This is a genomic window from Streptomyces sp. SID486 (genome assembly GCF_009865385.1).
Classification (GTDB): domain Bacteria; phylum Actinomycetota; class Actinomycetes; order Streptomycetales; family Streptomycetaceae; genus Streptomyces.
This window is the reverse complement of record NZ_WWJT01000424.1, coordinates 1-23390: the sequence shown is the minus strand read 5'-3', so window position 1 is coordinate 23390 and position 23390 is coordinate 1. Positions and strand designations below refer to the sequence as shown.

20 protein-coding genes and 1 pseudogene are annotated in these 23390 nt (G+C 72.7%); 15 read left to right on the top strand and 6 right to left on the bottom strand.

All coding sequences use genetic code 11. The features are described from left to right. Positions 1-1188, bottom strand: a 1188-nt coding sequence (locus tag GT045_RS20090; RefSeq protein ID WP_237538730.1) for an alpha-amylase family glycosyl hydrolase, incomplete at its 3' end; no start/stop codon positions are given. Positions 1189-1386: 198 nt separating this feature from the next. Here GT045_RS20090 and GT045_RS20080 point away from each other — a divergent pair. The 5 genes and pseudogenes from GT045_RS20080 (at position 1387) to GT045_RS20060 (ending at position 6093) form a co-directional block, all read left to right on the top strand. Next, on the top strand, positions 1387-2199 hold the full coding sequence (locus GT045_RS20080) for a Tat pathway signal sequence domain protein (RefSeq protein ID WP_161334990.1): 813 nt from the start codon (positions 1387-1389) through the stop codon (positions 2197-2199). 115 nt (positions 2200-2314) lie between these two features. Continuing rightward, positions 2315-3673 carry a copper amine oxidase gene (locus tag GT045_RS20075; protein ID WP_161334992.1) on the top strand — a complete coding sequence of 453 codons (1359 nt, stop codon included), beginning with the start codon at positions 2315-2317 and terminating at the stop codon, positions 3671-3673. 115 nt (positions 3674-3788) lie between these two features. After that, complete coding sequence (locus tag GT045_RS20070; protein ID WP_161297821.1) at positions 3789-5027, top strand: SAV2148 family HEPN domain-containing protein; 1239 nt, start codon at positions 3789-3791, stop codon at positions 5025-5027. A gap of 101 nt (positions 5028-5128) precedes the next feature. Next, positions 5129-5362 (top strand): annotated as a pseudogene (locus GT045_RS20065) (exonuclease domain-containing protein); the annotation flags it as partial. Between the two features lie 17 nt (positions 5363-5379). Further along, positions 5380-6093, top strand: a complete 714-nt coding sequence (locus GT045_RS20060; RefSeq protein WP_161334989.1) for a 3'-5' exonuclease — start codon at positions 5380-5382, stop codon at positions 6091-6093. A 92-nt stretch (positions 6094-6185) separates the two neighbouring features. Here the strand turns inward: GT045_RS20060 and GT045_RS20055 are convergent, their stop codons facing one another. Together GT045_RS20055 and GT045_RS20050 are read right to left on the bottom strand one after the other, a co-directional pair. Continuing rightward, entirely contained in the window at positions 6186-7010 is an 825-nt protein-coding gene (locus GT045_RS20055) for an ABC transporter permease (protein ID WP_161334988.1), read from the bottom strand. Next, the gene (locus tag GT045_RS20050) at positions 7007-7927 is read right to left on the bottom strand and encodes an ATP-binding cassette domain-containing protein (protein WP_345942698.1); all 921 of its coding nucleotides are present in this window, start codon (positions 7925-7927) and stop codon (positions 7007-7009) included. The genes GT045_RS20055 and GT045_RS20050 overlap by 4 nt, the downstream gene beginning before the upstream one ends. Positions 7928-8136: 209 nt before the next feature. On the opposite strand from GT045_RS20050, the gene GT045_RS20045 reads away from it, so the two are divergent. Next, the gene (locus GT045_RS20045) at positions 8137-9312 is read left to right on the top strand and encodes a sensor histidine kinase (RefSeq protein ID WP_161334986.1); all 1176 of its coding nucleotides are present in this window, start codon (positions 8137-8139) and stop codon (positions 9310-9312) included. Continuing rightward, positions 9309-9971 carry a response regulator transcription factor gene (locus GT045_RS20040; RefSeq protein ID WP_161334985.1) on the top strand — a complete coding sequence of 221 codons (663 nt, stop codon included), beginning with the start codon at positions 9309-9311 and terminating at the stop codon, positions 9969-9971. The genes GT045_RS20045 and GT045_RS20040 overlap by 4 nt, the downstream gene beginning before the upstream one ends. 480 nt (positions 9972-10451) lie before the next feature. Here GT045_RS20040 and GT045_RS20035 read toward each other — a convergent pair whose 3' ends face one another. Continuing rightward, on the bottom strand, positions 10452-11315 hold the full coding sequence (locus GT045_RS20035) for an aminoglycoside phosphotransferase family protein (RefSeq protein WP_161334984.1): 864 nt from the start codon (positions 11313-11315) through the stop codon (positions 10452-10454). Positions 11316-11495: 180 nt separating this feature from the next. Between GT045_RS20035 and GT045_RS20030 the strand changes: the two genes are divergently transcribed. From GT045_RS20030 to mgt, 4 genes are all read left to right on the top strand, one after another. Further along, on the top strand, positions 11496-12428 hold the full coding sequence (locus tag GT045_RS20030) for a sugar ABC transporter permease (RefSeq protein ID WP_161334983.1): 933 nt from the start codon (positions 11496-11498) through the stop codon (positions 12426-12428). Then, complete coding sequence (locus GT045_RS20025) at positions 12425-13258, top strand: carbohydrate ABC transporter permease (protein ID WP_161334982.1); 834 nt, start codon at positions 12425-12427, stop codon at positions 13256-13258. Before GT045_RS20030 ends, GT045_RS20025 begins: the two co-directional genes overlap by 4 nt. Continuing rightward, complete coding sequence (locus GT045_RS20020) at positions 13258-14532, top strand: sugar ABC transporter substrate-binding protein (protein ID WP_161334981.1); 1275 nt, start codon at positions 13258-13260, stop codon at positions 14530-14532. Before GT045_RS20025 ends, GT045_RS20020 begins: the two co-directional genes overlap by 1 nt. An 83-nt stretch (positions 14533-14615) precedes the next feature. Further along, positions 14616-15830, top strand: coding sequence for a macrolide-inactivating glycosyltransferase (gene mgt, locus GT045_RS20015; protein WP_202516559.1), 1215 nt, complete (start codon positions 14616-14618; stop codon positions 15828-15830). A 69-nt stretch (positions 15831-15899) separates the two neighbouring features. On the opposite strand, the gene GT045_RS20010 is transcribed toward mgt, so the two are convergent. After that, positions 15900-18152: an MMPL family transporter gene (locus tag GT045_RS20010; RefSeq protein WP_202528531.1), complete on the bottom strand. Its 2253-nt coding sequence runs from the start codon at positions 18150-18152 to the stop codon at positions 15900-15902. A gap of 720 nt (positions 18153-18872) precedes the next feature. On the opposite strand from GT045_RS20010, the gene GT045_RS20005 reads away from it, so the two are divergent. Continuing rightward, positions 18873-19790 carry a sigma-70 family RNA polymerase sigma factor gene (locus tag GT045_RS20005; RefSeq protein WP_161334980.1) on the top strand — a complete coding sequence of 306 codons (918 nt, stop codon included), beginning with the start codon at positions 18873-18875 and terminating at the stop codon, positions 19788-19790. Positions 19791-19833: 43 nt separating this feature from the next. Beyond that, positions 19834-20076, top strand: coding sequence for a hypothetical protein (locus GT045_RS20000; RefSeq protein ID WP_161334979.1), 243 nt, complete (start codon positions 19834-19836; stop codon positions 20074-20076). 50 nt (positions 20077-20126) lie between these two features. On the opposite strand, the gene GT045_RS19995 is transcribed toward GT045_RS20000, so the two are convergent. Continuing rightward, a complete protein-coding gene (locus GT045_RS19995; protein ID WP_161292116.1) occupies positions 20127-21113 on the bottom strand; it encodes a zinc-dependent alcohol dehydrogenase family protein in 987 nt (328 codons plus the stop codon). A 148-nt stretch (positions 21114-21261) separates the two neighbouring features. Between GT045_RS19995 and GT045_RS19990 the strand changes: the two genes are divergently transcribed. Together GT045_RS19990 and GT045_RS19985 are read left to right on the top strand one after the other, a co-directional pair. Next, positions 21262-22230: an AraC family transcriptional regulator gene (locus GT045_RS19990; protein WP_161334978.1), complete on the top strand. Its 969-nt coding sequence runs from the start codon at positions 21262-21264 to the stop codon at positions 22228-22230. Positions 22231-22998: 768 nt separating this feature from the next. Further along, positions 22999-23322 (top strand): hypothetical protein, encoded by a 324-nt coding sequence (locus tag GT045_RS19985; RefSeq protein ID WP_161334977.1) that lies wholly within the window; start codon positions 22999-23001, stop codon positions 23320-23322. Positions 23323-23390: the final 68 nt, after the last annotated feature.

The following is a 23390-nucleotide window of genomic DNA, read 5'->3' as shown; positions in this document are numbered from 1 at the left end:
CCACAGCGGCGGGAAGTTGCCCACCTGGTAGCCGCCCTCGCCGACGTCCCACGGCTCGGCGATCAGCTTCACCTGGGAGACCACCGGGTCCTGCTGGACCAGGTCGAAGAACGACGACAGCCGGTCCACCTCGTGGAACTGCCGGGCCAGGGTGGCCGCGAGGTCGAAGCGGAAGCCGTCGACGTGCATCTCGGTCACCCAGTACCGCAGCGAGTCCATGATCAGCTGGAGCACGTGCGGGGACCGCATGAGCAGCGAGTTGCCGGTGCCCGTGGTGTCCATGTAGTAGCGGGGGTCGTCCGTGAGCCGGTAGTACGACGGGTTGTCGATGCCCTTGAACGACAGTGTCGGGCCCAGGTGGTTCCCCTCGGCGGTGTGGTTGTAGACCACGTCCAGGATCACCTCGATCCCGGCCTCGTGCAGCGCCCGGACCGCCGACTTGAACTCCAGCACCTGCTGCCCGCGGTCGCCCCAGGAGGCATAGGCGTTGTGCGGGGCGAAGAACCCGAGGGTGTTGTAGCCCCAGTAGTTGTTCAGGCCCATGTCGACCAGCCGGTGGTCGTTGACGAACTGGTGCACGGGCATCAGCTCCAGCGCCGTCACCCCGAGCTTGGTCAGGTGCTCTATGACGGCCGGGTGGGCGAGCCCCGCGTAGGTGCCGCGCAGCTCCTCCGGCAGCCCCGGGTGACGCATCGTCAGGCCCTTGACGTGGGCCTCGTAGATCACCGTGTGGTGGTACTCGGTGCGCGGTGGGCGGTCGTCGCCCCAGTCGAAGTACGGGTTGATCACCACCGAGGTCATGGTGTGCGGCGCCGAGTCCAGGTCGTTGCGCTCGTCGGGCGCGCCGAAGTGGTAGCCGTACACCTCCTCGCCCCACCGGACCGACCCGCTGACCGCCTTCGCGTACGGGTCGAGCAGCAGCTTCGCCGAGTTGCAGCGCAGCCCGCGGCCGGGGTCGTACGGGCCGTGCACCCGGAACCCGTACCGCTGTCCCGGCATCACGCCGGGCAGGTACGCGTGCCGCACGAACGCGTCGCTCTCGCGCAGTTCCACCGCCGTCTCCGAGCCGTCGTCGTGCAGCAGACACAGCTCTACTCGGTCCGCGGCCTCCGTGAAGACCGCGAAGTTGGTTCCGGCGCCGTCATAGGTGGCGCCGAGCGGATACGCCTCTCCAGGCCAGACCTGCATGGATACGACTCTCCCAGGTGTGCCGTCCGCCGGGGGCCGCGTTGGCCCCGAGTCTTGTCCGAAAGTGACGCAACCTCCCTTCGCTTACCCGCCTCTTATCCACCGACCAGTGCACACGGCGGTTCTGGTACCCGCCGTGCGCCGAACAAGCGGGGCAGGAACGTACTCCCGGGGAACAGGGGGGAGTAGGGGGAAGATGTGCGTGAGACAGTCCACCGCCATCTGGGCAAAGTACTGACCGGTGCCGGTCTGGCGGCGGCGGCGACCGCGGCCATGGTCGCGGTCACTCTGCCGGGCACGGCGGGTGCGGACGACTCCGGCGGGGCCGGCGGCGGGGCACGGGCCGCGGGGCAGGCCGGACAGGAGCCGGGCGGAGCACCGCCCGGCGTCGTGGAGCCGCCGCCCGCCGAGGGGAAGCAGGGCACGGGCCGCGACCCGCTCACCGGCGACGAACTCCAGCGGGTCGAGCGGCTCGCCGCGGCGGGGCAACTGTCGGCCACGGCCGAGGACGTGGACGGAGGCCGCGGTCCGCAGCGGCTGACCGTCGACCTCGCCGAACCCGAGGCCGCCGAGGCGGACGACCCGGACGCGCCGCGCCGGGCCGACGTGACCTTCTACGACTACCGGACCGACACACTCGTCACCAGGACCGTCAACCTGAGGACGGGCAAGGTCGAGCGGACGGGCACCCAGCGCGGGGTCCAGCCGCCGCCGAGCCGCGCGGAGAACGCCGAGGCGGCCCGGATCCTGATCGCCGCCCCGCTGGGCGCGGGCCTCAAGGCGGACTACAAGGACGCCACCGGCAGGGAGCTGACCTCACCGGACCAGCTGGAGCTGAGCGGCGGTATCTACCAGGCCGCGCCAGGCGCCCAGCCGGCGGTGCTCGACGACTGCGGTGTGCACCGCTGCGTACGGCTGTTCTCCAAGGTCAGAAACGGCCCCTGGATCGACACCAGGGACCTGGTGATCGACCTGAGCGCCCGCAAGGCCGCCGCCCTCGACCGCGGCTGACCGCCCGCAGCCTTCGACCGCGGCTGACCGCCCGCCGTCCTGGACCGCGGCTGACAGCCCGCCGACCGCCCTCACACCCGTACCTCCGGCAAGGAGTCGTTCCTTCATGCCCGTCATGCCCGAAAAGCACCCTTCCGGCGACACCCGGCCGCGAGCCGTGACCCGAGCCGTGACCCGTGCCGTCAGCCGTAAGGGCGCGGCCGTCGGACTGTCCCTGGCCGCGCTGGCCGCCGGCGTCACGACCGCGGCCGGTCCCGCCGCGGCCCGGCCGCAGACCGCCGCCGCGCCGGTCCCCGGCTGCAGCGCCGCCTACACGATCGAGCAGAAGCTCACCACCGGCACGACCTGGCGGATGTGCTGGCGCTACGACAGCAAGGCCGGTCTCGTCCTGGAGAACGTCTCGTACCAGCCCAAGGGCGAGACCAAACCGATCAAGGTCCTCAACAGCGCCAGACTCGGCCAGATCCACGTCCCCTACGACGACGGCAAGCACGAGTACTACGACCTGACGGGCCAGAACTTCGCCCAGACCCTGCAGGAGCTGTCGCCCGGCGAGTGCCCCGGGGGCACCATCAAGTCCGTCCGGGTGCCGGACGGCGACCCGAGCCACCCGAACGTCAAGGGCCTGTGCGCCACCACCCGTTCGCGTGGTCACGCCTACCGCATGCACGACTTCGCGTCGGACAAGGTCTACCAGCAGCAGGGCAAGGACCTGCTGATCTACACGGTCAACCAGGTCGGCTGGTACGAGTACATCACCGAGTGGCGCTTCCAGGACGACGGCACCGTCGCCATGAACGTCGGCGCGACCGGCAGCCTCTCCTGGGACGACTACAACGCCCAGGACGGACGCGGCTGGCCGATCGGCAAGGGCGCCAAGGACTACTCCACCAGCCACAGCCACAACGTCTTCTGGCGGCTCGACTTCGGCCTCGACGGCTCGTCCAGGTCCAGGGTCGAGCAGTACGACTCGACCGTCAGCGCCCCCTCCGGACGGCAGGAGGGCCCGACCGCGAAAACCACCCGCACCAGGCTCACCAAGGAGTTCGCGGGCGACTACAGGACCTACCGCTGGTGGCGGGTGGTCAGCGCGGCCGGCAAGAACAAGGACGGGCACGCCCGTTCGTACGAGCTCGTCCCCGGACCCACCACCAAGTACCCGGGCCGCGCCTTCACCAAGCACGACCTGTACGTGACCGAGTACAACAAGTGCGAGCTGTTCGCCAGCGACAACCCGACGTGCACCGGCGCTCATCCGCGCTCCGTCGACAAGTGGGCCGACGGCCAGACCCTCACCCACCCGGTGGTCTGGGTGAACGTCGGCTTCCACCACATCGCCCGGGACGAGGACCAGCAGCCCATGCCCGTGCACTGGCAGGGCTTCTCCATCGCCCCGCGGGACGTCACGGCTATGAATCCGCTCACTCCCAAGGAGCTGGCATGGCAGAACGGTCACTGGGAATGGCGTAGTTGAGCCGAGCGGCCGGGAAACCGACCTGGCCATCCGGCTGCACCGCCGACCGCTCGCGGAGTACCCTTCCTTGATCGTTGAGACGGGAACGGCCCGGGGGGCGGAAGGCGGTGCGCGGGTGGGCTCGGGAGGGCTGGAGCTGCCTCCTGGTGACGAGGGTCACGAGGGGAACTCCACAGACGTCCCGCCCGGCGCGGTGTCCCTGGCCCGGCCGATGGACGCGGGTTCCATCGGGCCGGAGCTGGACTGGGACGCCGACGCCTGGCGTGAGGTGCGCACCCGCGCCCAGCGGGCCGGCCGGGCCTACATCTGGCTGAACCTCGTCGAACAACGGCTGCGCGCGGTCGTGGCCGCCGTGCTGCGGCCCGTCTACGAACCCGTGCACGGCGACGAGTGGGTGGTGGCCGCGGCCGGCCCGGCCGGACAGGAATGGGTGCAGCGCGCGGTCGCCGTCCGCGAGGTCAGCCGCCGCAAGGGCTATCTGCTCGACCCGGCCGACGACAACGTGCTCAGCTTCCTCACCCTGCCCCAGCTGCGCGAGCTGGTGGTGCAGCACTGGCCGTGCTTCGAGCCGTACTTCGACGAGCGCCGGGACCTCGAACTCGCGCTGGACGAACTGGAGGTCACCCGCAACGTCGTCTCCCGCAACCGGGCCCTGAACGGGGCCGTGCTCAGCCAGGCCGAACGGGCCTCCGCCCGGCTGCTGGAGATGCTCGGCGCGGGCGGTGACGTGCCCTCGGCGCGCCGGCTGCCGGTCGACGCGGTCGAGAACCTGGTCGGCGACCGGTACGCCGACGTCGTCGCCGTCCACTCCGACCGGGTGCGCCTGCTGCGCCAGTTCCCGGCCGAGGACATCTTCGGCGGGGCCCGCCGGCTCGACGCCACCGGCATCGGCCTCAACCTGCTGGTGCAGAACTTCTCCGGGCGGCGCCTGGTCCGCCTCGCCGAGTCCGGCTGCCGGGTACGGCTGCTCTTCCTCAACCCGGCCTCCAGTTCGGTCAAGCGCCGTGAGCGTGAACTCGGCATGCGACGGGGCGAACTGAGCCGCTCGGTCGAGATGAACATCCTGCACATGCGCCGGGTGCGCTCCCGGCTGCGCGACCCCGGCGCCTTCGAGATCCAGGTGTACGACGAGACGCCCCGCTTCACCGCCTATCTGGTGGACGGCGACGGCGCCGACGGGATCGGCGTGGTGCAGTCCTACCTGCGGGGAGCGCGGGGCATGGAGTCGCCGGTCCTGGTGCTGCGCAACGGCAGCCGGCTGGTCACGTCGGACGATGCGGGCGAAGGCGGACTCTTCTCGACATACCGTGAGGAATTCGAGCTCGCCTGGGCGGACTCGCGCCCGGTGTCCTGACCCGTCGGCGCCGGGAAGCGGAACGCGGTCCTCGGATTGTCAGTGCCGCATGCGATGGTGGAGCCACTGGGGGAAAGCACCACCAAGAAGGGGGGCCGCCCATGGGCTGGCACCGGGAGCTGCCGATCGGCTTCGACCTGGAGACGACGGGAACCGATCCGCGCGAGGCGCGCATCGTCACGGGCGCCGTGATCGAGGTCGGGGCCGGTGAGCCCCTGGGGCGCCGGGAACGGCCGGCGGACCCGGGCGTGGAGGTCCCGGCCGACGCGGTCGCGGTGCACGGCATCAGCAGCGAACACGCGGCGGCCGAGGGCCGCCCGGCCGACCGGGTGTCGATGAGCGGGGCTCTGCGGTGAGCTGGACGAGTCAGCCGCTGGTGGCCTTCGACCTGGAGACCACAGGAACGGACATCGAGAGCGACCGGATCGTCACCGCGGCGGTGGTGGCCGTGGAGCCGGACGGGCGGCTTCCAGAGCCCCGAACTTGGTTGCTGGACCCCGGGGTGGCAATCCCGCAGCAGGCTTCGGCCATCCACGGCATCTCCACCAGCCATGCCCGCGAGCACGGAATGCCAGCGGCTCCCGCGATCGAGGAGATCACCGCGGCCATCACCGAGGTGCTGAACTCCGGAACCCCGCTGGTGGTGATGAACGCGCGGTACGACCTCTCCCTCCTCGACCGCGAGTGCCGGCGGCACGGGATAAAGCCATGGGGCGACCGGTTGTCCGGAGAGGCGTCGCCGGTCATCGACCCGTTGGTCCTGGACAAGCACGTGGACCGGTACAGGAAGGGGTCGCGGAATCTGCAGGCCCTTTGCGCGCACTACGGCGTGACGCTCCAGGACGCGCACAACGCCGTCGCGGACGCGGTGGCCGCGGCACGTGCCGCGCGATCCATGGGGGTCAGGCACACGGCCATAGGGGCGTTGGCGCTGGCGGACCTGCATGATCTTCAGATACGGGCGGCAGCCGAGCAGGCCGCGTCGCTGCAGAAGTACCTTCGGCGTACGTCTGATCCGGAGGCGACTGTCGAGCCGGCCTGGCCCTTCATCCCGTACGTCGGCTGACGGCCTGGATCGATCGACGTGGCGACCAGCTACGAGGTCTCGCCCCCCGGAGTGTGCCTCCAAGGCACGACGTGTGCGCCCCGGGGACACGCTCACACGTCGCGGCGTTTCACGACGAGAACGGCGAGTGCGACCGTGATCAGCGGCCAGAGCGTGTACACGATCCAGGCGCCGGGGACCGTGGCGGCGTAGCCCAGGGATCCGGGCTCCGGCTCCCAGGTTCGGATCAGGTGGTTCCAGGCGGCCGACACCAGCGCGTGTTTGGCGTCCGCCGACCAGCGGCTGCTCTCCGAGAACATGGGGGGCAGCATCAGCAGGACGAAGACGCTGGTGACCATGGTCGCGGCGGCATGCCGGAGCAGAACTCCGAGGCCCAGACCGACCAGGGCACAGACCGGAGCCAGCAACGCGGACGCGACCAGCGCCCGGAACACACCGGGGTGGGTGATCGGAAGGTCGGTATGACGCCCGTCCAGGATGGCCTGGGAGACCAGGAAGGAACCGGTGGAGGCGGTCGTGCCGACCACTGTCCACAGTGCGGCGGTGACGGCTGCCTTGGCCAGCACGACCGAGCCGCGGGCCGGGACGGCCACGGTGGTGGTGCGGATCAGCCCGCTGCTGTATTCGCTCACGACGGTGAGGGCGCCCATGCTGCCGGCGACGAGGATCAGTGTCCAGTAGCCGGCCGGCGGATAGGCGTCGTAGGGCCGGAAGTCAGCGGGGCCGGATGGCGGGGCCTTGTCCGCCAGCGTGGCCACGGCGGTGGACCCGATGACGAACAGGAGGGTGAGTGCGATCGTCCACGGTGTGGACCGCAGGGACCGTGTCTTGATCCACTCGGAGGCGAGCAGGTCGCGGAAGCGGGCGGGCGGCGCGATGACGGGGGTGGTCCGGGGGGCGGAGGTGAGCGTGGTCATCGGGGCTGTCCTGCCTGGTAGTCGGTGCTGGCGGCGGTGAGTTCCAGGAAGGCCGCCTCCAGTGAGGCGGTGCGGGTGGTCAGCTCGGTCAGCTGGATACCGTTCTCGAAGGCGAGCGCCCCGATCCGGTCGGCCGGGAGCCCGGTCACGGCGAGTCTCTCGGCGCCGGCGGAGCCCTCCGGCTCGACCGAGGCGCCCGCCGCGGTCAGCACGGCTGCCAGCTCCGCGGCCTTCGGTGTTCCCGCCACGACGCTGCCACGGGTGCTGCGGGCTGCGAAGTCCCGTACCGACTCGGCGGCGATGAGACGGCCCCGGCCGATGACGACCAGCTGGTCGGCGGTGTTCTCCATCTCCGACATCAGGTGGCTGGAGAGGAAGACCGTGTGTCCCTCGGTGGCCAGGCGTCGGAAGAGCCGGCGTACCCAGAGGACGCCTTCCGGGTCCATGCCGTTGATCGGCTCGTCGAACATGAGCACGGGCGGGTCGCCGAGCAAGGCGGTGGCGATGCCGAGGCGCTGCTTCATACCGAGGGAGAATCCGCCGATGCGGCGGTTCGCCACCTCGGCCAGCCCCACCTCCTGAAGCACCTCGCCCACCCGGCGTCGCGGGATGCCGTTGCTGCGGGCCAGAGCGGACAGGTGTGCCGCAGCGCTGCGGCCGCCGTGGATCTGTCCGGCTTCCAGGAGGGCGCCGACGTGCCGCATCCCCCGCGGGTGGCGGTGGAAGGGGACGCCGCTGACGGTGGCGGAGCCGGTGGTGGGCGCGTCCAGGCCGAGGATCATCCGCAGGGTGGTGGACTTGCCGGCTCCGTTGGGGCCGAGGAACCCGGTGACCTGGCCCGGCCGCACGGTGAAGGACAGATGGTCGACGGCCGTCCTGCTGCCGTAGCACTTGGTGAGTTCGCTGACTTCGATCACGGCACCCACACTGCCGAGAGGAGCCCGGTCCGGTCATGGGGCCGTGGGCGGCAATCGTGCGGCCGGATCGGACCGTGGGCGTACGCCCCCGGGCTGATGCCGCGCTGCTGGTGGCCCGGTTAGTCTCACGGCGTGAACCCCATGACGACCATTCCGTTGCCTGCTCGCGTCACGCACCCGGGCCCTGTTGCCGGGAGGGCATACCGCCGATGACGAGAACCAAGGCTGTGGCCTGGGCGGGGGGTGTCTCCTACCTCCTGGTGGTCGGTCTGCTGGTGGGGGCCGCACCGCGGGCGTCGGGCACGGTCCACGGTGTCGGGGCGCTGCTGGCCGTGAGCCTGCTCGTCGGCGTGGTGCGACGGATGCCGCTGCCGGCTCTGGCCATGGCGCTCCTCGGATCCACTGCTGTGGTGGCAGGCCCTCCGAGTACCGCCCAGGAGAGCCGGGCGGCGTCGTACCAGGGCCAGTTCCTGTCGTATCTGGCGGTGGACCTCGTGCTGGGCTTCATCGTCGCCACTTGCGCACGGCGCGCTTCGACTGCTGCCGTGGCCGTGTCGTTCACGGTGCAACTCCTGCTGATCGGCGGCTTCACGCATGGGGACGGCCTGGCCGTCAACGGGGTGATCGCCCTCCTGGCGATGGCCGCATCCTGCATGGCCGGTCTGCTGAGCCGGGAGCGTCGAGAGCACGCGGTGGCGCTGCGGGCACAGGAGGTGGCCGAGGCAGTGACCGCCGAACGGCTGAGGATCGCACGGGAGTTGCACGACATGGTCGCGCACAGCATCGGCATCGTCGCGATCCAGGCCGGTGTCGGCAGCCGGGTCATCAAGACCCAGCCGGCGGAGGCGCGCGAGGCCCTGCGAGCGATCGAGGCCACCAGCAGAGAGACCCTGGCGGGCCTTCGGCGCACGCTGGTGTCGCTCCGCCAGGCCGACCGGGGACCGGCCACCTCGCAGCAGTCACCGCTCGCACCCACGCCGGGGCTGGCGGAAGTCGAACGGCTCGCGGCAGCAACCGCAGACGCGGGGGTACGGGTCGACGTGCGTCGCAGCGGGGAGCAGCGCCCTGTGCCGGCCGACGTCGACCTTTCCGCCTACCGCATCGTGCAGGAGGCGCTGACCAACGTGGTCCGCCACGCAGGCACCGGGCACTGCCGGGTGGCCGTCGACTACGGAGCCGAGGAGCTGTCCGTGGAAGTCGTCGATGACGGGCGCGGTGCCACCGAGAACGGCTCGGACCACGGTTTCGGCATCATCGGCATGCGGGAGCGGGCCGGCCTGCTGGGCGGCTGCCTCAGTGCCGGACCGCGCCCGGAGGGCGGCTTCCGGGTGACGGCCCGGCTGCCGCTGCCCGCACCTTCCGGAGTTGCGGTGGAGGCCCGATGACCGTCCGTGTGGTGCTCGCCGACGACCAGCCGCTGGTCCGGTCCGGGCTACGTGTGATCATGGCTGACCATCCCGACCTTGAGGTCGTCGGCGAAGCCGCCACCGGCGCCGAGGCAGTCCGACTGGTCAGCGACATCGGCCCCGACGTCGTGGTCATGGACATCCGGATGCCCGGCATGGACGGGATCGAGGCCACCCGCCTGATCACGGCCGGCCCGGCGACCACACGCGTCCTCGTCCTGACCACCTTCGACGAGGACGACCACGTCTACGGCGCACTCCGAGCCGGCGCAAGCGGCTTCGTGGTCAAGGACATGGCGCTGGACGACATCCTCGCGGCGATCCGTGTGGTCGCCGCCGGCGACGCACTGATCGCGCCGGGCGTGACGCGCCGTCTGATCGCGGACTTCGTCGGGCGCCCCGCGGCGGCCCGGGAGCGCTCCCCACGGCCGGTCGGGGGCATCACCGAGCGGGAACGGGAAGTGCTGACCCTGGTCGGACGCGGCCGGTCGAACACCGAGATCGCGGAGGACCTCTTCATCACGGTGGCCACCGCCAAGTCGCACGTGTCACGGCTGCTCAACAAGCTGGGCGCCCGGGATCGGGTCCAGCTCGTGATCACCGCCTATGAGACGGGGCTCGTCACGCTTCCGCCCTGACGGCGTCCCCCATGGCGGAGTCCGAAGAACAGCGGCACGGTGGCACAGCACCGCCCGATACGGGCACGCGGCGATGAGTCGCTCACGCAGCGCATCTCACCATGGACGCCACCGGATCACACCCGAGACGTCGACGGCGACCCCCGCTGCGGGTGACGCGACTGCGGTGGTCGGCCGCCTCCGAGAGACGCTGGTTCTCCAGAGTGAGGAACTGTACGTGCGGGCCAGCGCGTTGATCGATCCACGCGGCTCGCCCTGCTCCGCGCAGCCGGCCGTCCTTAGTCAGCATGCGTACACCCCGCTGATCGGCCTGGCTCCCAAGCACCGCACCGGCCGGAAGCCGGCAGCCTCGGGCGCGCCGACGGTCCAGCACCAAGGAGCGTTCAGGCTCCCTTCAGTAGGAGTTCGCCTCCCGGCTGTCCGCGCCGCGCGCACGCGGACGCGCGGCCCCGTCCGGGTCTCGGCGGGGACCGTCGGAGCTCAGAACGGATACCAGCGCACCGTCTCGTCGCCGTCCCGCAGCGACGCCACCCGACGGCGGAACTCCGCCAGCGCCTTCGGGTTGCCCGGCGCGTGCTGTGCCACCCACGCGCAGCTCGCCGTCTCCCGGGCGCCCCGCAGCACCGCGCAGCCCTCCCACTCCCGGACGTCGAAGCCGTACGCCTCGGTGAAGGAGTCGTACGCCGCGGCCGGCAGGCCGTACCGGTCGCGGGAGAGGGCCATGACCACCAGGTCGTGTTCGCGCAGATCGGCGGAGAAGGTCTCCAGGTCGACCAGGACCGGGCCGTCCGGACCGATGTGCACGTTGCGGGGCAGCGCGTCGCCGTGGATCGGGCCCGGCGCCAGACGCGGTGTCAGCGCGGCGGCCCGGGCCGCGAAGCCGTCGCGGCGCGCACGCAGGTAGTCCGCGTCCTCCGGGTCGATCGCGTCACCCGCCAGCCGCAGCCAGCGCTCCACACCGCCCAGCAGCTCGCGGGGCGGCAGGGCGAAGGGAGGAGAGGGGAGCGCGTGCACGACGCGCAGGAGAAGCGCCAGGTCGCGGGGCTCGGCCGGCCGCACCGGATCGGGCAGCCGGTGCCACACCGTCACCGGGTGTCCGGCCACCAGCCGCGGCGCCGGTTCGGCCGCCCGCACCGCCGGCACGTCCGCCCCGGCCAGCCAGCCGGCGACGGCCAGCTCGCGTTCGGCCCGCGCCAGCAGCTCGGCGTCCCGGCCCACCTTCACCACCAGGTCCCCGGCGGCGAACACCGCGTTCTCGCCGAGCGCGAGGAGCCGGGCGTCCCCGGCCGGGCCGGGCAGCACCTCCGCCGCGGCCAGTACGTCGCGCGCGCGTGCCTCGTCCATCGTCGTGCCTCCGCCGTCTTCCGCCGCCGTCCCCGGGCCCATCGCCGGTGCCGGGCGCGGGCCGTGTCCGGCCAGTCTCGCATCCGCACAGGTCGGCCGCCGTGCGCGGTCCCTTGACGGGCCACCGGTGCCTTCACGACCATGAACACGCCAATCGGAGCGGGCAAAGGGGCTGAGGCCATGACAGCAGCGGCCGAAGCGCGGTCGTCACCGGCCGGGGCGCGGCGTCCGGCCGGCCGCCGGACCGCCGAGCGCGGTGCCTGGTTCCTCGTCCTGCCCGCACTCCTCCCGATCCTCGTGCTCAGCGTCGGCCCGCTGCTCTACGGCATCCTGCTGGCCTTCACCGACGCCCAGTCCGGCCGGACGGCGGCGACCCGGTGGACCGGCGGCCTCAACTTCCAGGACCTGCTGCACGACACCCTGTTCTGGGAGTCGTTCCGGATCGGACTGGTCTGGGCGGTCGGTGTGACCGTGCCCCAGTTCCTGCTGGCACTCGGCCTGTCCCTGCTCCTGAACCAGGACCTGCGGCTGCGCGGCCTGGCCCGCGCCCTCGCGATCGTGCCGTGGGCGATGCCCGAGGTCGTCGTCGGCATCATGTGGCGGCTCGTCTACAACCCGGACGCGGGTGTCCTCAACGAGACGCTGCGCGACCTCGGTCTCGGTGACGGCCGGGACTGGCTGAGCGGCCTGGCCACCGCGCTGCCCGCGGTGATCGTCGTCGGCGTCTGGGCGGGCCTGCCGCAGACCACGGTCTCCCTGCTCGCCGGACTCCAGAACGTCCCGCGCGAACTGCACGAGGCCGCGGCGGTCGACGGCGCGGGCGCCTGGCGCCGCTTCGCCACGGTCACCTGGCCGGCGCTCAGGCCGGTGGCCCTCGCCATCACCGCGCTCAACCTCATCTGGAACCTCAACTCCTTCGCCCTGGTCTACGTGCTCACCAGTGGCGGACCCGGCGGAAAGACCCGGCTGCCCATGCTCTTCGCCTACGAGGAGGCCTTCCGCTACGGCCAGTTCGGCTACGCGGCGGCGATGGGCTGTGTGCTCGTCGCGGTGGTCTCCGTCCTGCTCGCGGTGTTCCTGGCCGGCCGGCTGCGAGGCGGTGACGGGGCATGAGGACCCGCCGCGCGGCCCGCGCCGGCCAGTACGCCGCCCTGCTCGCCTACCTGGTCTTCCTGGCCTTCCCACTGCTGTGGCTGCTGTCCACCGCGCTCAAGTCCCCGCGCGAGCTGGGTGGTCTGCACCCGTCCTGGATCCCGCGCCACCCCACCCTGGCCAACGTCCGGCAGGCGTTCGACGAGCAGCCCCTGGCGCAGGCCGCCCTCAACTCCCTGCTGGTGGCGCTCTGCACGGCCGCCGTCGCGGTGCTGCTCGCCACTCCGATGGCGTACGCCATGGCCCGGCACCGCAGCCGCCTGGCCAGGGCCGCCACGGGCTGGGTGGTGGTGAGCCAGGCGTTCCCGTTCGTCCTGGTGATCATCCCGCTGTTCCTCGTGCTGAAGCACCTGCGACTGATCGACTCCCTGACCGGGCTGGTGCTGGTGTACGTCGTGTGGGCGCTGCCGTTCGCGCTGTGGATGCTCACCGGCCACGTGCGGGCGGTGCCCGCCGAACTGGAGGAGGCGGCGGCCGTGGACGGGGCCGGGCGGCTGAGAACCCTCGTGTCGGTGACGGCGCCGCTGCTCGCCCCGGGCATCGCGGCGACGGCCCTGTTCGCGTTCGTCACCGCCTGGAACGAGTTCTTCTTCGCGCTGGTGCTGCTCAAGAGCCCGGACAGACAGACCCTCCCGGTCGTCCTCACCCACTTCATCGGCGCCGAGGGCGTGGCCGACCTCGGCCCGCTGGCCGCCGCCGCGTTCCTCGCGACGCTGCCCTCCGTGGTGGTCTTCGCGCTGGTCCAGCGCCGCATCACGGGCGGCCTGCTCGCCGGGGCGGTGAAGAGCTGATGCGGACCCTCGCCAAGGCGCTCGCGGTGCTGCTGCTCCTCGCGGGCTGCACCTCGCCCGGCCACCGCGACGACGGCCCGGTCGTCCTGCGCTTCCAGTCCCTGGCCTGGCAGCAGGAGTCCGTCGCCGCCAACAAGGAGCTGGTGCGCCGATGGAACGCCGGCCATCCCGGCGTCAAGGTCGAGTACGTGCAGGGCAGCTGGGACAGCGTGCACGACCAGCTGCTCACCTCCTTCGAGGGCGGCGAGGCCCCGGACGTCATCCACGACGCCTCCGACGACCTCGCCGACTTCGCCTACGGCGGCTACCTCGCCGACCTGACCGGCCTGCTGCCCGCCCGGCTCACCTCCGACATCCCGCGCGGCACCTGGCGGACGGCCGCCTTCGGCACCGGCGTCTACGGCGTGCCGTTCCTGCAGGAGCCGCGGGTGCTGATCGCGAACACGGACCGGCTGCGCGCGGCGAAGGTGCGCATACCGACGCCCGGACACCCCTGGACCTGGGGGGAGTTCCGGGAGGCCGCCAGGCGGCTGAGCGGACCCGGGCGGTACGGCGTGGCCTGGCCGCTGAAGGAGCCCGTCTCGGCCACGCTCAACCTGTCCCTGTCGGCGGGCGGCCGGCTCTTCCACCGGGACGCGGACGGCAAGGTCACCGTGCGCTTCACGGGGGCCGACGCGGTCGTGCCCCGCACCGTCCACGACCAGGTCGCCGTCGACCACAGCGCCCCCGCCTCGACGCTCGGCAGCGGCGGCTCGGACACCCTCCCGGGTTTCTTCGCCGGCCGGTACGCCATGGTCCCGCTGGGTTTCTCCTACCGCCAGCAGATCGTGCAGCAGGCCCCCGAGGGTTTCCACTGGGCGGTACTGCCCGCCCCGGCGGGTGCCGCCGGACTCACCCAGGGCGTCAGCCCGCAGACGCTGTCCGTCTCCGCCGACTGCCCGCACAAGAAGGAGGCGGTCGCCTTCATCGACTATCTGCTGCGGCCGGGGAACATGGTCCGCGTCGCCCTCGGCGACTGGCTGCTGCCGACCGGGAGACAGGCCCTGGGCGACCCCGCCCTGCACACCGCCGAGCACGGCTGGGCCACCGGCACCGCCCTCGCCGCCCGGCTCCGCCCGGCGCCCGCGCAGGCGGTGCGCGGCTACCCGGAATGGAAGGACAAGGTGGCCACCCCCGCCTTCCAGGAGTACTACAGCGGCGCGATCGGCCTCGGCGAGCTGCGCCGGCGCCTGGAACGGGACGGCGATCTCGTCCTGGCGCGCTACCAGCGCTGAACGACCCCGCCGCGCCGCCGCGGGACGGACAGCGACGGCAAATGCATTAGACGAGACGGTTCGTCTCGCATAGTCTCGGCGTCATGAATCCGGTGACCCCGCCCGCCCACATCGCCATGTTCTCCGTCGCCACCCACGGCCACGTGAACCCCAGCCTGGAGGTGATCCGTGAACTCGTCGCCCGGGGCCACCGGGTCACCTACGCCATCCCGCCGGTCTTCGCGGAGAAGGTGGCCGCCACCGGGGCCCGGCCCGTGCCCTACACCTCCACCCTGCCGGGACCCGACGCCGACCCGGAGGCATGGGGGTCCACCCTGCTGGACAACGTGGAGCCGTTCCTGGCGGACGCGATCCAGGCGCTGCCCCAGCTGATCACCGCCTACGCCGACGACACGCCCGACCTCGTCCTGCACGACATCACCTCCTACCCGGCCCGCGTCCTGGCCCACCGCTGGGGCGTCCCGGCGATCTCCCTCTCCCCGAACCTCGTCGCCTGGGAGGGGTACGAGGAGGAGGTCGCCGAGCCGATGTGGCGGGAGCCCAAACAGACCGAGCGCGGGCGCGCCTACTACGCCCGGTTCGAGGCGTGGCTCGCCGAGAACGGCATCACCCGGCACCCCGACGCCTTCGCCGGCCACCCGCCCCGCTCCCTGGTGCTCATCCCGAGGGCGCTCCAGCCCAACGCCGACCGGGTGGACGAACGCGTCTACACCTTCGTCGGTGCCTGCCAGGGCGACCGCACCGACCAGGGTGACTGGCGGCGGCCCGCCGGCGCCGAGAAGGTCGTGCTGGTCTCGCTCGGCTCGGCCTTCACCAAACAGCCCGCGTTCTACCGGGAGTGTGTGCGCGCCTTCGGGGACCTGCCCGGCTGGCACGTCGTCCTCCAGGTCGGCCGGCACGTGACCCGCGCCGAACTGGGCGAGGTGCCGGACAACGTCGAGGTGCGCGACTGGGTGCCCCAGCTGGCGATCCTGCGACAGGCCGACCTGTTCGTCACCCACGCGGGCGCCGGCGGCAGCCAGGAGGGACTGGCCACGGCGACGCCGATGATCGCCGTACCGCAGGCCGTCGACCAGTTCGGCAACGCCGACGTGCTCCAGTCGCTCGGCGTCGCCCGGCGGTTCGCCACCGAGGAGGCCACCGCCGACCGGCTCCGTGCGGCCGCGCTCGCCCTGGTGGACGATCCGGAGGTGGCGCGCCGCCTGAAGGAGATCCAGGCGGAGATGGCCCAGGAGGGCGGCACCCACCGCGCGGCCGACCTCATCGAGGCGGAACTGCCGTACCGCGCGGGCCGGTAGCCGACGCGCACGGGAAGGGGGCGCGGGAAGCCGGGTGACCAGCCCCCCGCGCCCCCTCGGCACGCCGGTTCAGACCGGCAGCCGCTCACCCTCCTCGCGCACCGGGCGCGCGGCAGGCTCCGGCACGGCCTCGTCGTGGGTGAGGTCGGGCAGCCGGTGCAGCCACTTCGGCAGGTACCAGTTGCGCTCGCCGAGCAGCGCCATCACCGCCGGCAGCAGCACTCCGCGGATGACCGTGGCGTCGATCAGGACCGCCGCGGCCAGGCCCACGCCCATCTGCTTCATCGACTGCATGGACAGCGTGCCGAAGATCGCGAACACGGCGACCATGATGACCGCGGCACTGGTGACGACTCCGGCGGTGGTGACCACGCCGTGCCGGATCGCCTCCTTCGTCGTACGGCCGCGCAGCCGGGCCTCCCGGATCCGGGAGACCACGAACACGTGGTAGTCCATGGACAGTCCGAACAGGATCACGAAGAGGAACAACGGCAGCCAGGTCACGATCGCGCCGACGCCCTCCGCGCCCACCAGCGAGGCGCCCCAGCCGTGCTGGAAGACGGCGACCAGGATGCCGTAGGCGGCGGCCACCGACAGCAGGTTGAGCACGATCGACGTGATCGCGACCGTCAGCGAGCGGAACGACAGCAGCATCAGCAGGAAGGCGAAGACGACCACGAACGCGAAGACCGGCAGGACCGAGCCCATCAGCTGGTCGTTGAAGTCATGGTTGCCCGCGACCTGCCCGGTCACCGGTGCCTGTACGCCCTCGACCCTGCCGAGGGTGGCCGGCCGCACCTCGTCGCGCAGCTTCTGCAGACTCCGCGTCGCCCGGTCCATGTCGGAGCCGCCGACCAGCGGCACGGAGACGACGGCGACGTTCTGCGCGTCGTACAGCTTGATGCCCACCGGGCCGCGCGAGGCGCCCGAGGCGACCGCCTCCGCGCGGAAGGCCGCCAGCGCTCGGCGGACCTCGGGGGCGTCGACGTCCGCGGCCTTCACGACGACCTGCGCCGGCTCGCTGCCGCCCGGGAAGGCCGTGTTGAGGTGGTCGTAGGTCTGCACCATGGGCAGCGAGTCACCGAACTCCTGGTCCAGGGTGAGCTGCTGGGTCTTCATGCCGAGCGCGGGCGCGGCGATCGCCAGCAGCGCGCCGGCCGCGACGAGGACCGAGACCAGCGGCTTGGCCAGCACGCCCCGCAGCACGGCGGTCCAGAACCGGCTGTCCGCCTGCGGGCCCCGGCGCGGGCGCCGGCGGCCCAGGAACGGGAGGCGGCCCTTCTCGACCCGCTCGCCGAGCAGCGAGAGCAGCGCCGGGAGCACGGTCACGGAGCCGACCATCGCGACCGCCACCACCATCAGCGAGGCCAGACCCATCGCCTCGAACTCGGCGAGGCCGGTGAACAGCATGCCCGCCATCGCCACGCACACCGTGACACCCGAGACGACGACCGCCCGGCCGCTGGTCGCGGCGGCGATCCGCAGCGCCGTGCCCGGGTCCCGGCCCGCCGCCCGCTCCTCGCGCTCGCGGCGCAGGTAGAACAGGCAGTAGTCGACGCCGACGGCCATACCGACCAGCAGCATCACGGAGTTGGCGGTGTCACTCATCGGCTGGAGGTGGCTGACCACGCCCATCAGGCCCATCGTCGCCATGATCGCGGTGATGGCCAGGGCCACCGGCAGCAGCGCCGCCACCAGCGCGCCGAACGCGATCAGCAGGATGCCGAGGGCCACCGGCACCGCCGAGTACTCGGCCTGCCGGAAGTCGTCCCCGAAGGCGTCCTGGTACTGCTTCTGCATGCTGGCGCCGCCGATCTCCTCGATCCGCAGCCCGCCGTGGTCGTGCTGCACCCCGGCGACGGCGTCCAGCACCGGCTCGATCCGGTCGGCGGCGGTCTTCGCGTCACCGCGCAGGTCGAACTGCACCAGCGCGCTGCGGCCGTCCCGGGAGATGGTGTGCGTGTCGTACGGCGACGTCACGCCGGTGACCTTCCCGGTGCCGCCGACGGCCTCGACCACGTCGGCGACGGCCGCGCGGAACTCGCCGCTGGTGGCCCTGACCGCGCCGTCCTCGGACTGGATCAGGACGGTCTCCGTGGCCGGCTCCTTGATGCCGGCGTCGTCCAGGATCTTCGCCGCGGTGTGCGTCTCCCCCTTGAGCTGGTCGCTCTCGTCCACGTCGGTCCGGCCCGCCGCGGAGCCCAGCCCCATGGCCAGGACGACGAAGAGCACCCATATCCCGACGGCCGCCCAGCGGTGCCGGGCGCTCCAGCCGCCGGCGCGTGCGGCCAGCCCCCGCACCCGCACCTCTGTGTTCCCCATGACGGGCCTGCCCCCCTCGTGTGCCGTGGCGGCCCCCTGCCACCACGTGCGCGCTTGTCCGGATCGACGGTAGGCGCCGGACGGCGGCGTCTCCTCGTACCGCCCGGTGAGGTTCGCGCGGCCCGGCTCACCGCCGGGGAGGACGACGGCCCCTTACATCTATCGCCGGTTCTCAGGGGCGCGCCTCAGGGACGGCACCGGCGGCCGGACCGGGGCGGGCAGCCGCGGTGTCCGTTCCGACCGACGAAGATCCGCTTTGTCATTACGAAACTTTGTTGAACAAGTCACAGGTGAGTGAAGTGGTTGCTCCGGGCCCCGGCCATCGGCGAGAGTTTCGCGCAGCCCGCCCTGACGCGGGCGCGGCCGTCGTGCCCGCCCCCACGGGGCACGACGGCCGCAACCGTCGTGCCGCCCGCCGGCCGAGGCGGCTGGGGGAGCGGTCGATCGTCAGGCCGCCGGGCGAGGCGGCTGGGGGAGCGGTCGATCGTCAGGCCGCCGGGCGAGGCGGCAGGGGGAGAGGGCGATCGTCAGGCCGCCGGACGAAGCCGCATGGGAAACCGCCGGGCGAGGCCGTACGGGAAGCGGTCGGCCGTCCGTCCGCCGGGCGTGGGCAGCACCGGCACCCCCGGCCGCGGTTGGGCCGCACAAGAAGCGGTTGATCTTCCGCCCGTTGTGGCGTTGGGTGGTTCCCGGGCCGACCACGGCCGACGGGGGGACACCATGCACGAGTTCACGGACGACGCCGGGCAACGGCTGGCCGCACGGTTCGAGGCGGACCGGCCGCACCTCGCGGCCGTGGCCCACCGGCTGCTCGGCTCGGCCGCCGAGGCCGACGACGCGCTCCAGGAGGCATGGCTGCGCGCCCGGCAGGCCGACACCACGGCCGTCACCAACCTCACCGGCTGGCTGACGACCGTGGTGACCTGGGTCTGCCTGAACCTGCTGCGGGCCCGGCGCAACCGGCGCGAGACCTTCCTCGACGTCCCCGACGCCGGGTACGAGCCCCGCACCGGGGCCGCCGCCGACGCCGCCGACCCCGCCCGGGAGGCCCTGCTGGCCGACGAGGTCGGCGTCGCGCTGCTCGTCGTCCTCGACACGCTGAGCCCGGCCGAACGGGTCGCCTTCGTGCTGCACGACATGTTCGCGGTGCCGTTCGACGACATCGCCCCGCTGATCGAGAAGACCCCCGCAGCCACCCGGCAACTGGCCAGCCGCGCCCGCCGCCGGGTCCAGGGCAGGGCCCCCGCGCCCACCGCCGACGCCGGGCGCCGGCGCCGGGCCGTCGAGGCGTTCCTGGCCGCGACCCGGGGCGGCGACTTCACGGCGCTGGTCGCGCTGCTCGACCCGGACGTGGTGCTGCACGCCGACGCGCTGGTCGTACCCACACCCGAACCGGTCACCGTCCGCGGGGCCGAGCCGGTGGCCCGCGGCGCCATGGCGGCCATGGCACGCGCCCGGTTCACCGGACCCGCCCTGCTCGACGGCCGGATCGGCCTGGTCATGGCGCCGTCGGGGCGGGCGCGTCTGCTGCTGGACTTCGCGTTCGGCGCCGACGGGCAGATCGTGCGCATCGACGTCGTGGCGGAACCCGAACGGCTGCGCGCCACCGAGATCGCCGTCGCGGACACCGGCCGCTGACCGGCGCGGAAGGGGACCCGGGCCATGAGGAACTCCCCGGCCGGTGACGGGACCTGGCGGACCGTTCCATCGGCTCGGCTCGGCTCGGCTCGGCTCGGCCGGACGGCACGGTGAGGAGGTGCTGCGCGGCCTGTACACCGCGTCCGCCACCCGCATCCACGAGCACCGCGTCAAGGACTCCGACACCGTGATCACCGGGTCACCGGCCGAACTCGGGCTGCCGGCCGGCCTGTCGGTGGCCGCCCACCCGCTTCGGCAAGGGCGTACATCTTCCACGGCACCGTGACCGTCGCAGCCGATCGCCTCCGCGTTCGTCCATGACCCGACGGACGGAGCTCAGTGGTCGACGGTGACCACGATCTTGCCGATCTGGCTGTTGGACTCCAGGTGGCGGTGGGCCTCGGCGATCTCCTCCAGGTCGAAGGTGCGGTCGATCACCGGGGCCACGGTGCCCGCGCGCAGGCCCGCGTCCAGGAAGTGCCGGATCCGGCGGCGGACCGCCGGGTCGCCGGTGACGTCCAGGTTGTTGTAACCGAGCACGCGCAGGGTCCAGTTGAGCGGCAGCGGCGCCGGCCTCGGGTCGAGCCAGCCGTAGACGATGAGCAGGCCGCCCGGCGCGACCGCCTGGGCGATGTCGGCCAGGCCGGGGCCGGAGACCGCGTCGAAGACGATCTGCGCTCCCCGGCCGTCGGTGATCCCGGCGACCTGCTCGAGGAGGTCACCCTCGTCCAGGGCGATCACGTGCGCCGCGCCGAGCTGCTCCAAGCGCTCGCGCTTGGCCGCGCCGCGGGTCACCGCGATCGGGATCGCGCCGAGATGCCGGGCTGTCTGGATCGCCGCCACCCCGACGCTGCTGGAGGCGGCGGTGATCAGCACCGTGTCCCCGGGGCGCAGCCCGCCCTTCTCCACCAGCGCGCCGTAGGCGGTGCTGTAGGAGAGCCAGAGCGCGGCCCCGGTCACCGGGTCGGTGCCTCCGGGGCGGTGGACGAGGTCGCCGGCCGGCAGGCGCAGCGCGTCGCCGTAGACCCCGTCGGCGCTCATCTCGCCGGTGATCGCCGTCAGCACCTGGTCGCCCACCGCGAACTCGGTCACCCCCGCGCCGAGCGCCACCACCTCGCCGGCCGCCTCGTAGCCGAGCCGGGAACCGGGCAGGCTGGGCTGGTAGAAGTAGCCGCCGGAGCGGAAGAGCGCCTCCGCACGGTTGAGGCCGAGGGCGTCCACGCGGAGCAGCACCTCTCCGGGGCCCGGCTCGCCGAGCTCCACCTGCTCGATCCGCAGCACCTCGGGGCCGCCGATCTCGTCGAACACCACCTGCTTGGCCATGGTCCATCCCGTTCCGTGTATGTGCATGACTGGGTGTCAGGGCGCCTCTGACGTCGATGGATTCACCGTACGAAGGCGGCGACCGGCCGCCCATGCCGCAGCGTCTTGCGATCATGTGCGCTCGTCTTCGGCGGGTACGCTCGCCCGCATGGACGTACTCAGCGACGCGATCACCGCGATGCGCGCCGGGCGGCCGCACGCCGGCCGCACGCGGCGGCACGGGCGCTGGGGGCTGCGCTTCGCGGCCTCGGACGGTGTGGGATTCCACGCGGTGCTGGAAGGTTCCTGCTGGGTGCTGCCGGAGGACGGCAGTCCGCCGATCGAACTGACCGCGGGTGATCTGGCCTTCGTGCACGGCGTCGGGTACGGCCTGGCCGACGCCCCCGGCACTCCGCCGGCCGAGGTGGCGCCGGACACGGACGGGTCCCGGCCGTCGGACCCGGTCACCACCGACGACGGCATGCCGGGGACGCTGATGCTCTGCGGCGCCTATCAGCTGCACCGGTCCCGCCCGCATCCGCTGCTGGCCAGTCTGCCCGGCCTGGTCCGGCTGCCCAGCCGGGGCCGGCCGTTGGGTGGGGTGCTGGACCTGCTGCGTACCGAGACGGAGGAGGCCCGGCCCGGCGCGGCGGCCGCCACCGCCGGACTGCTCGACACCGCGCTGCTGTACATCCTGCGGGCCTGGTACGCCGAACATGCCCAGGCCACGGCCGGCTGGGCGGCGGCGTTGCACGACCCGGCCACCGGGCGGGCGCTGAGCGCGATCCACCGCGAGCCGGACCGCCCATGGACGGTGGAGGAGCTGGGCGCGGTGGCGGGTCTGTCCAGGGCGGCGTTCGCGAAACGGTTCACCGCCTTCGTCGGCGTGCCACCGCTCGGCTACCTGACCTGGTGGCGGCTGACGCTGGCCGGCCGGCTGCTGCGCGAGGGCGACCAACCGCTGCGGGTGGTCGCACAACGGACCGGCTACTCCTCGGAGTTCGCCTTCGCCAAGGCGTTCAAGCGGGAGTACGGAATCGCCCCGGGCCGCTACCGGGCACAGCGCTCGGACGCCGCTGGGCCGGTCCCCCCGCAGGAGACGGAGGGGGAGGGGGAGGGGGCGGTCGACGTCGGCTGACCGGAGCTGCGCCACGGCGACCCACCGGACGGTCCAGGCCGCCCAGGTCCTCGGCGGCTGCCGGGTGCCGGCCCGGCAGCCGGACTGCTTCGCACTCGAGCGCACCCGCAGCGGTGCCCTCCGTTCCGACCGACCGTGACGGCAGTGGCCGATAACCGCCCCTGGCGAACGCCGTCCCCGCTGCACGTGTGACATGGGCACCGCCCCCGGCGCAGAACGGAAGGGCCGCCGCGGTCCGACGGCACAGGGGAGCGCCGGACCGCGGCGGCCGTTACCACACGACCGTCCCCGGCCGGGCCGGCTCACCGAACCTCGCGACAACAGCGCGACGGCGTCCCTAGGGTGAAACGCGCGGACGGCCGGAGGGACGGATGAGGGTGGCCAGCAGACCAGTACGCGGCGTGCCGGCACCGAGCCGCACGGCCGGCGCAGTCACCCACACGCTCGCCGCCGGACTCCGGCCGGCGGGGAGCCGGACTCCGGCCGGCGGTCAACGGACACCGATCACCCGGACGGGTGGCGATTTTCGGCCCTCCTGGCCTCCGTGGGCGATGCCGCCTGCCCTGCGCAGTCCGCCGTCGGCCAGGGGTCCCCGGGCCCCCGCCGGACGGCGACAGACCGCCGCACAACGTCGGTAACGTCAGCGCTCCCAGCACCTCCGGCGCCACGGGACGATGGTCCGTACGGCGCGCCGGAGCAGTGACCCCCAGCCATCCGACGGCTCCTCCGGCCCGGACGCGAGCCGCCGGCCCAGAAGCGAGGACAGGAATGAGCACCTACCCCTTCGGAGACGTCAACGGCCCGGCCGACCACGGCGACGGCGGGCGGCGGCGGAGCACCTACGTCGCCCCCGACCTGGAGACGCTCATGGACGTCGCCGACCAGCTCACCGAGACGCTGCGCACCGAGTACCCGCAACTGCTGAGCTGCGGCGAGATCATCCAGGGGGAACTGGCCCAGTCCGCGGACGACGGACTGCCACCCAACCGGGGCCGGATCCGTTCCGCGTTGGAGACGATCGCCATCGCGGCGTCGGCCGGCACCGGCAGCCTCGCCTTCACCCGGCAGCTCACCACCGCGTTCGGCCTGTGAGCGGCCGGCTCACCGGCACGGCGGGGCGCCGCGGCCACTGAGCCGGGGCAGCGGCCGGCGACCGCCGC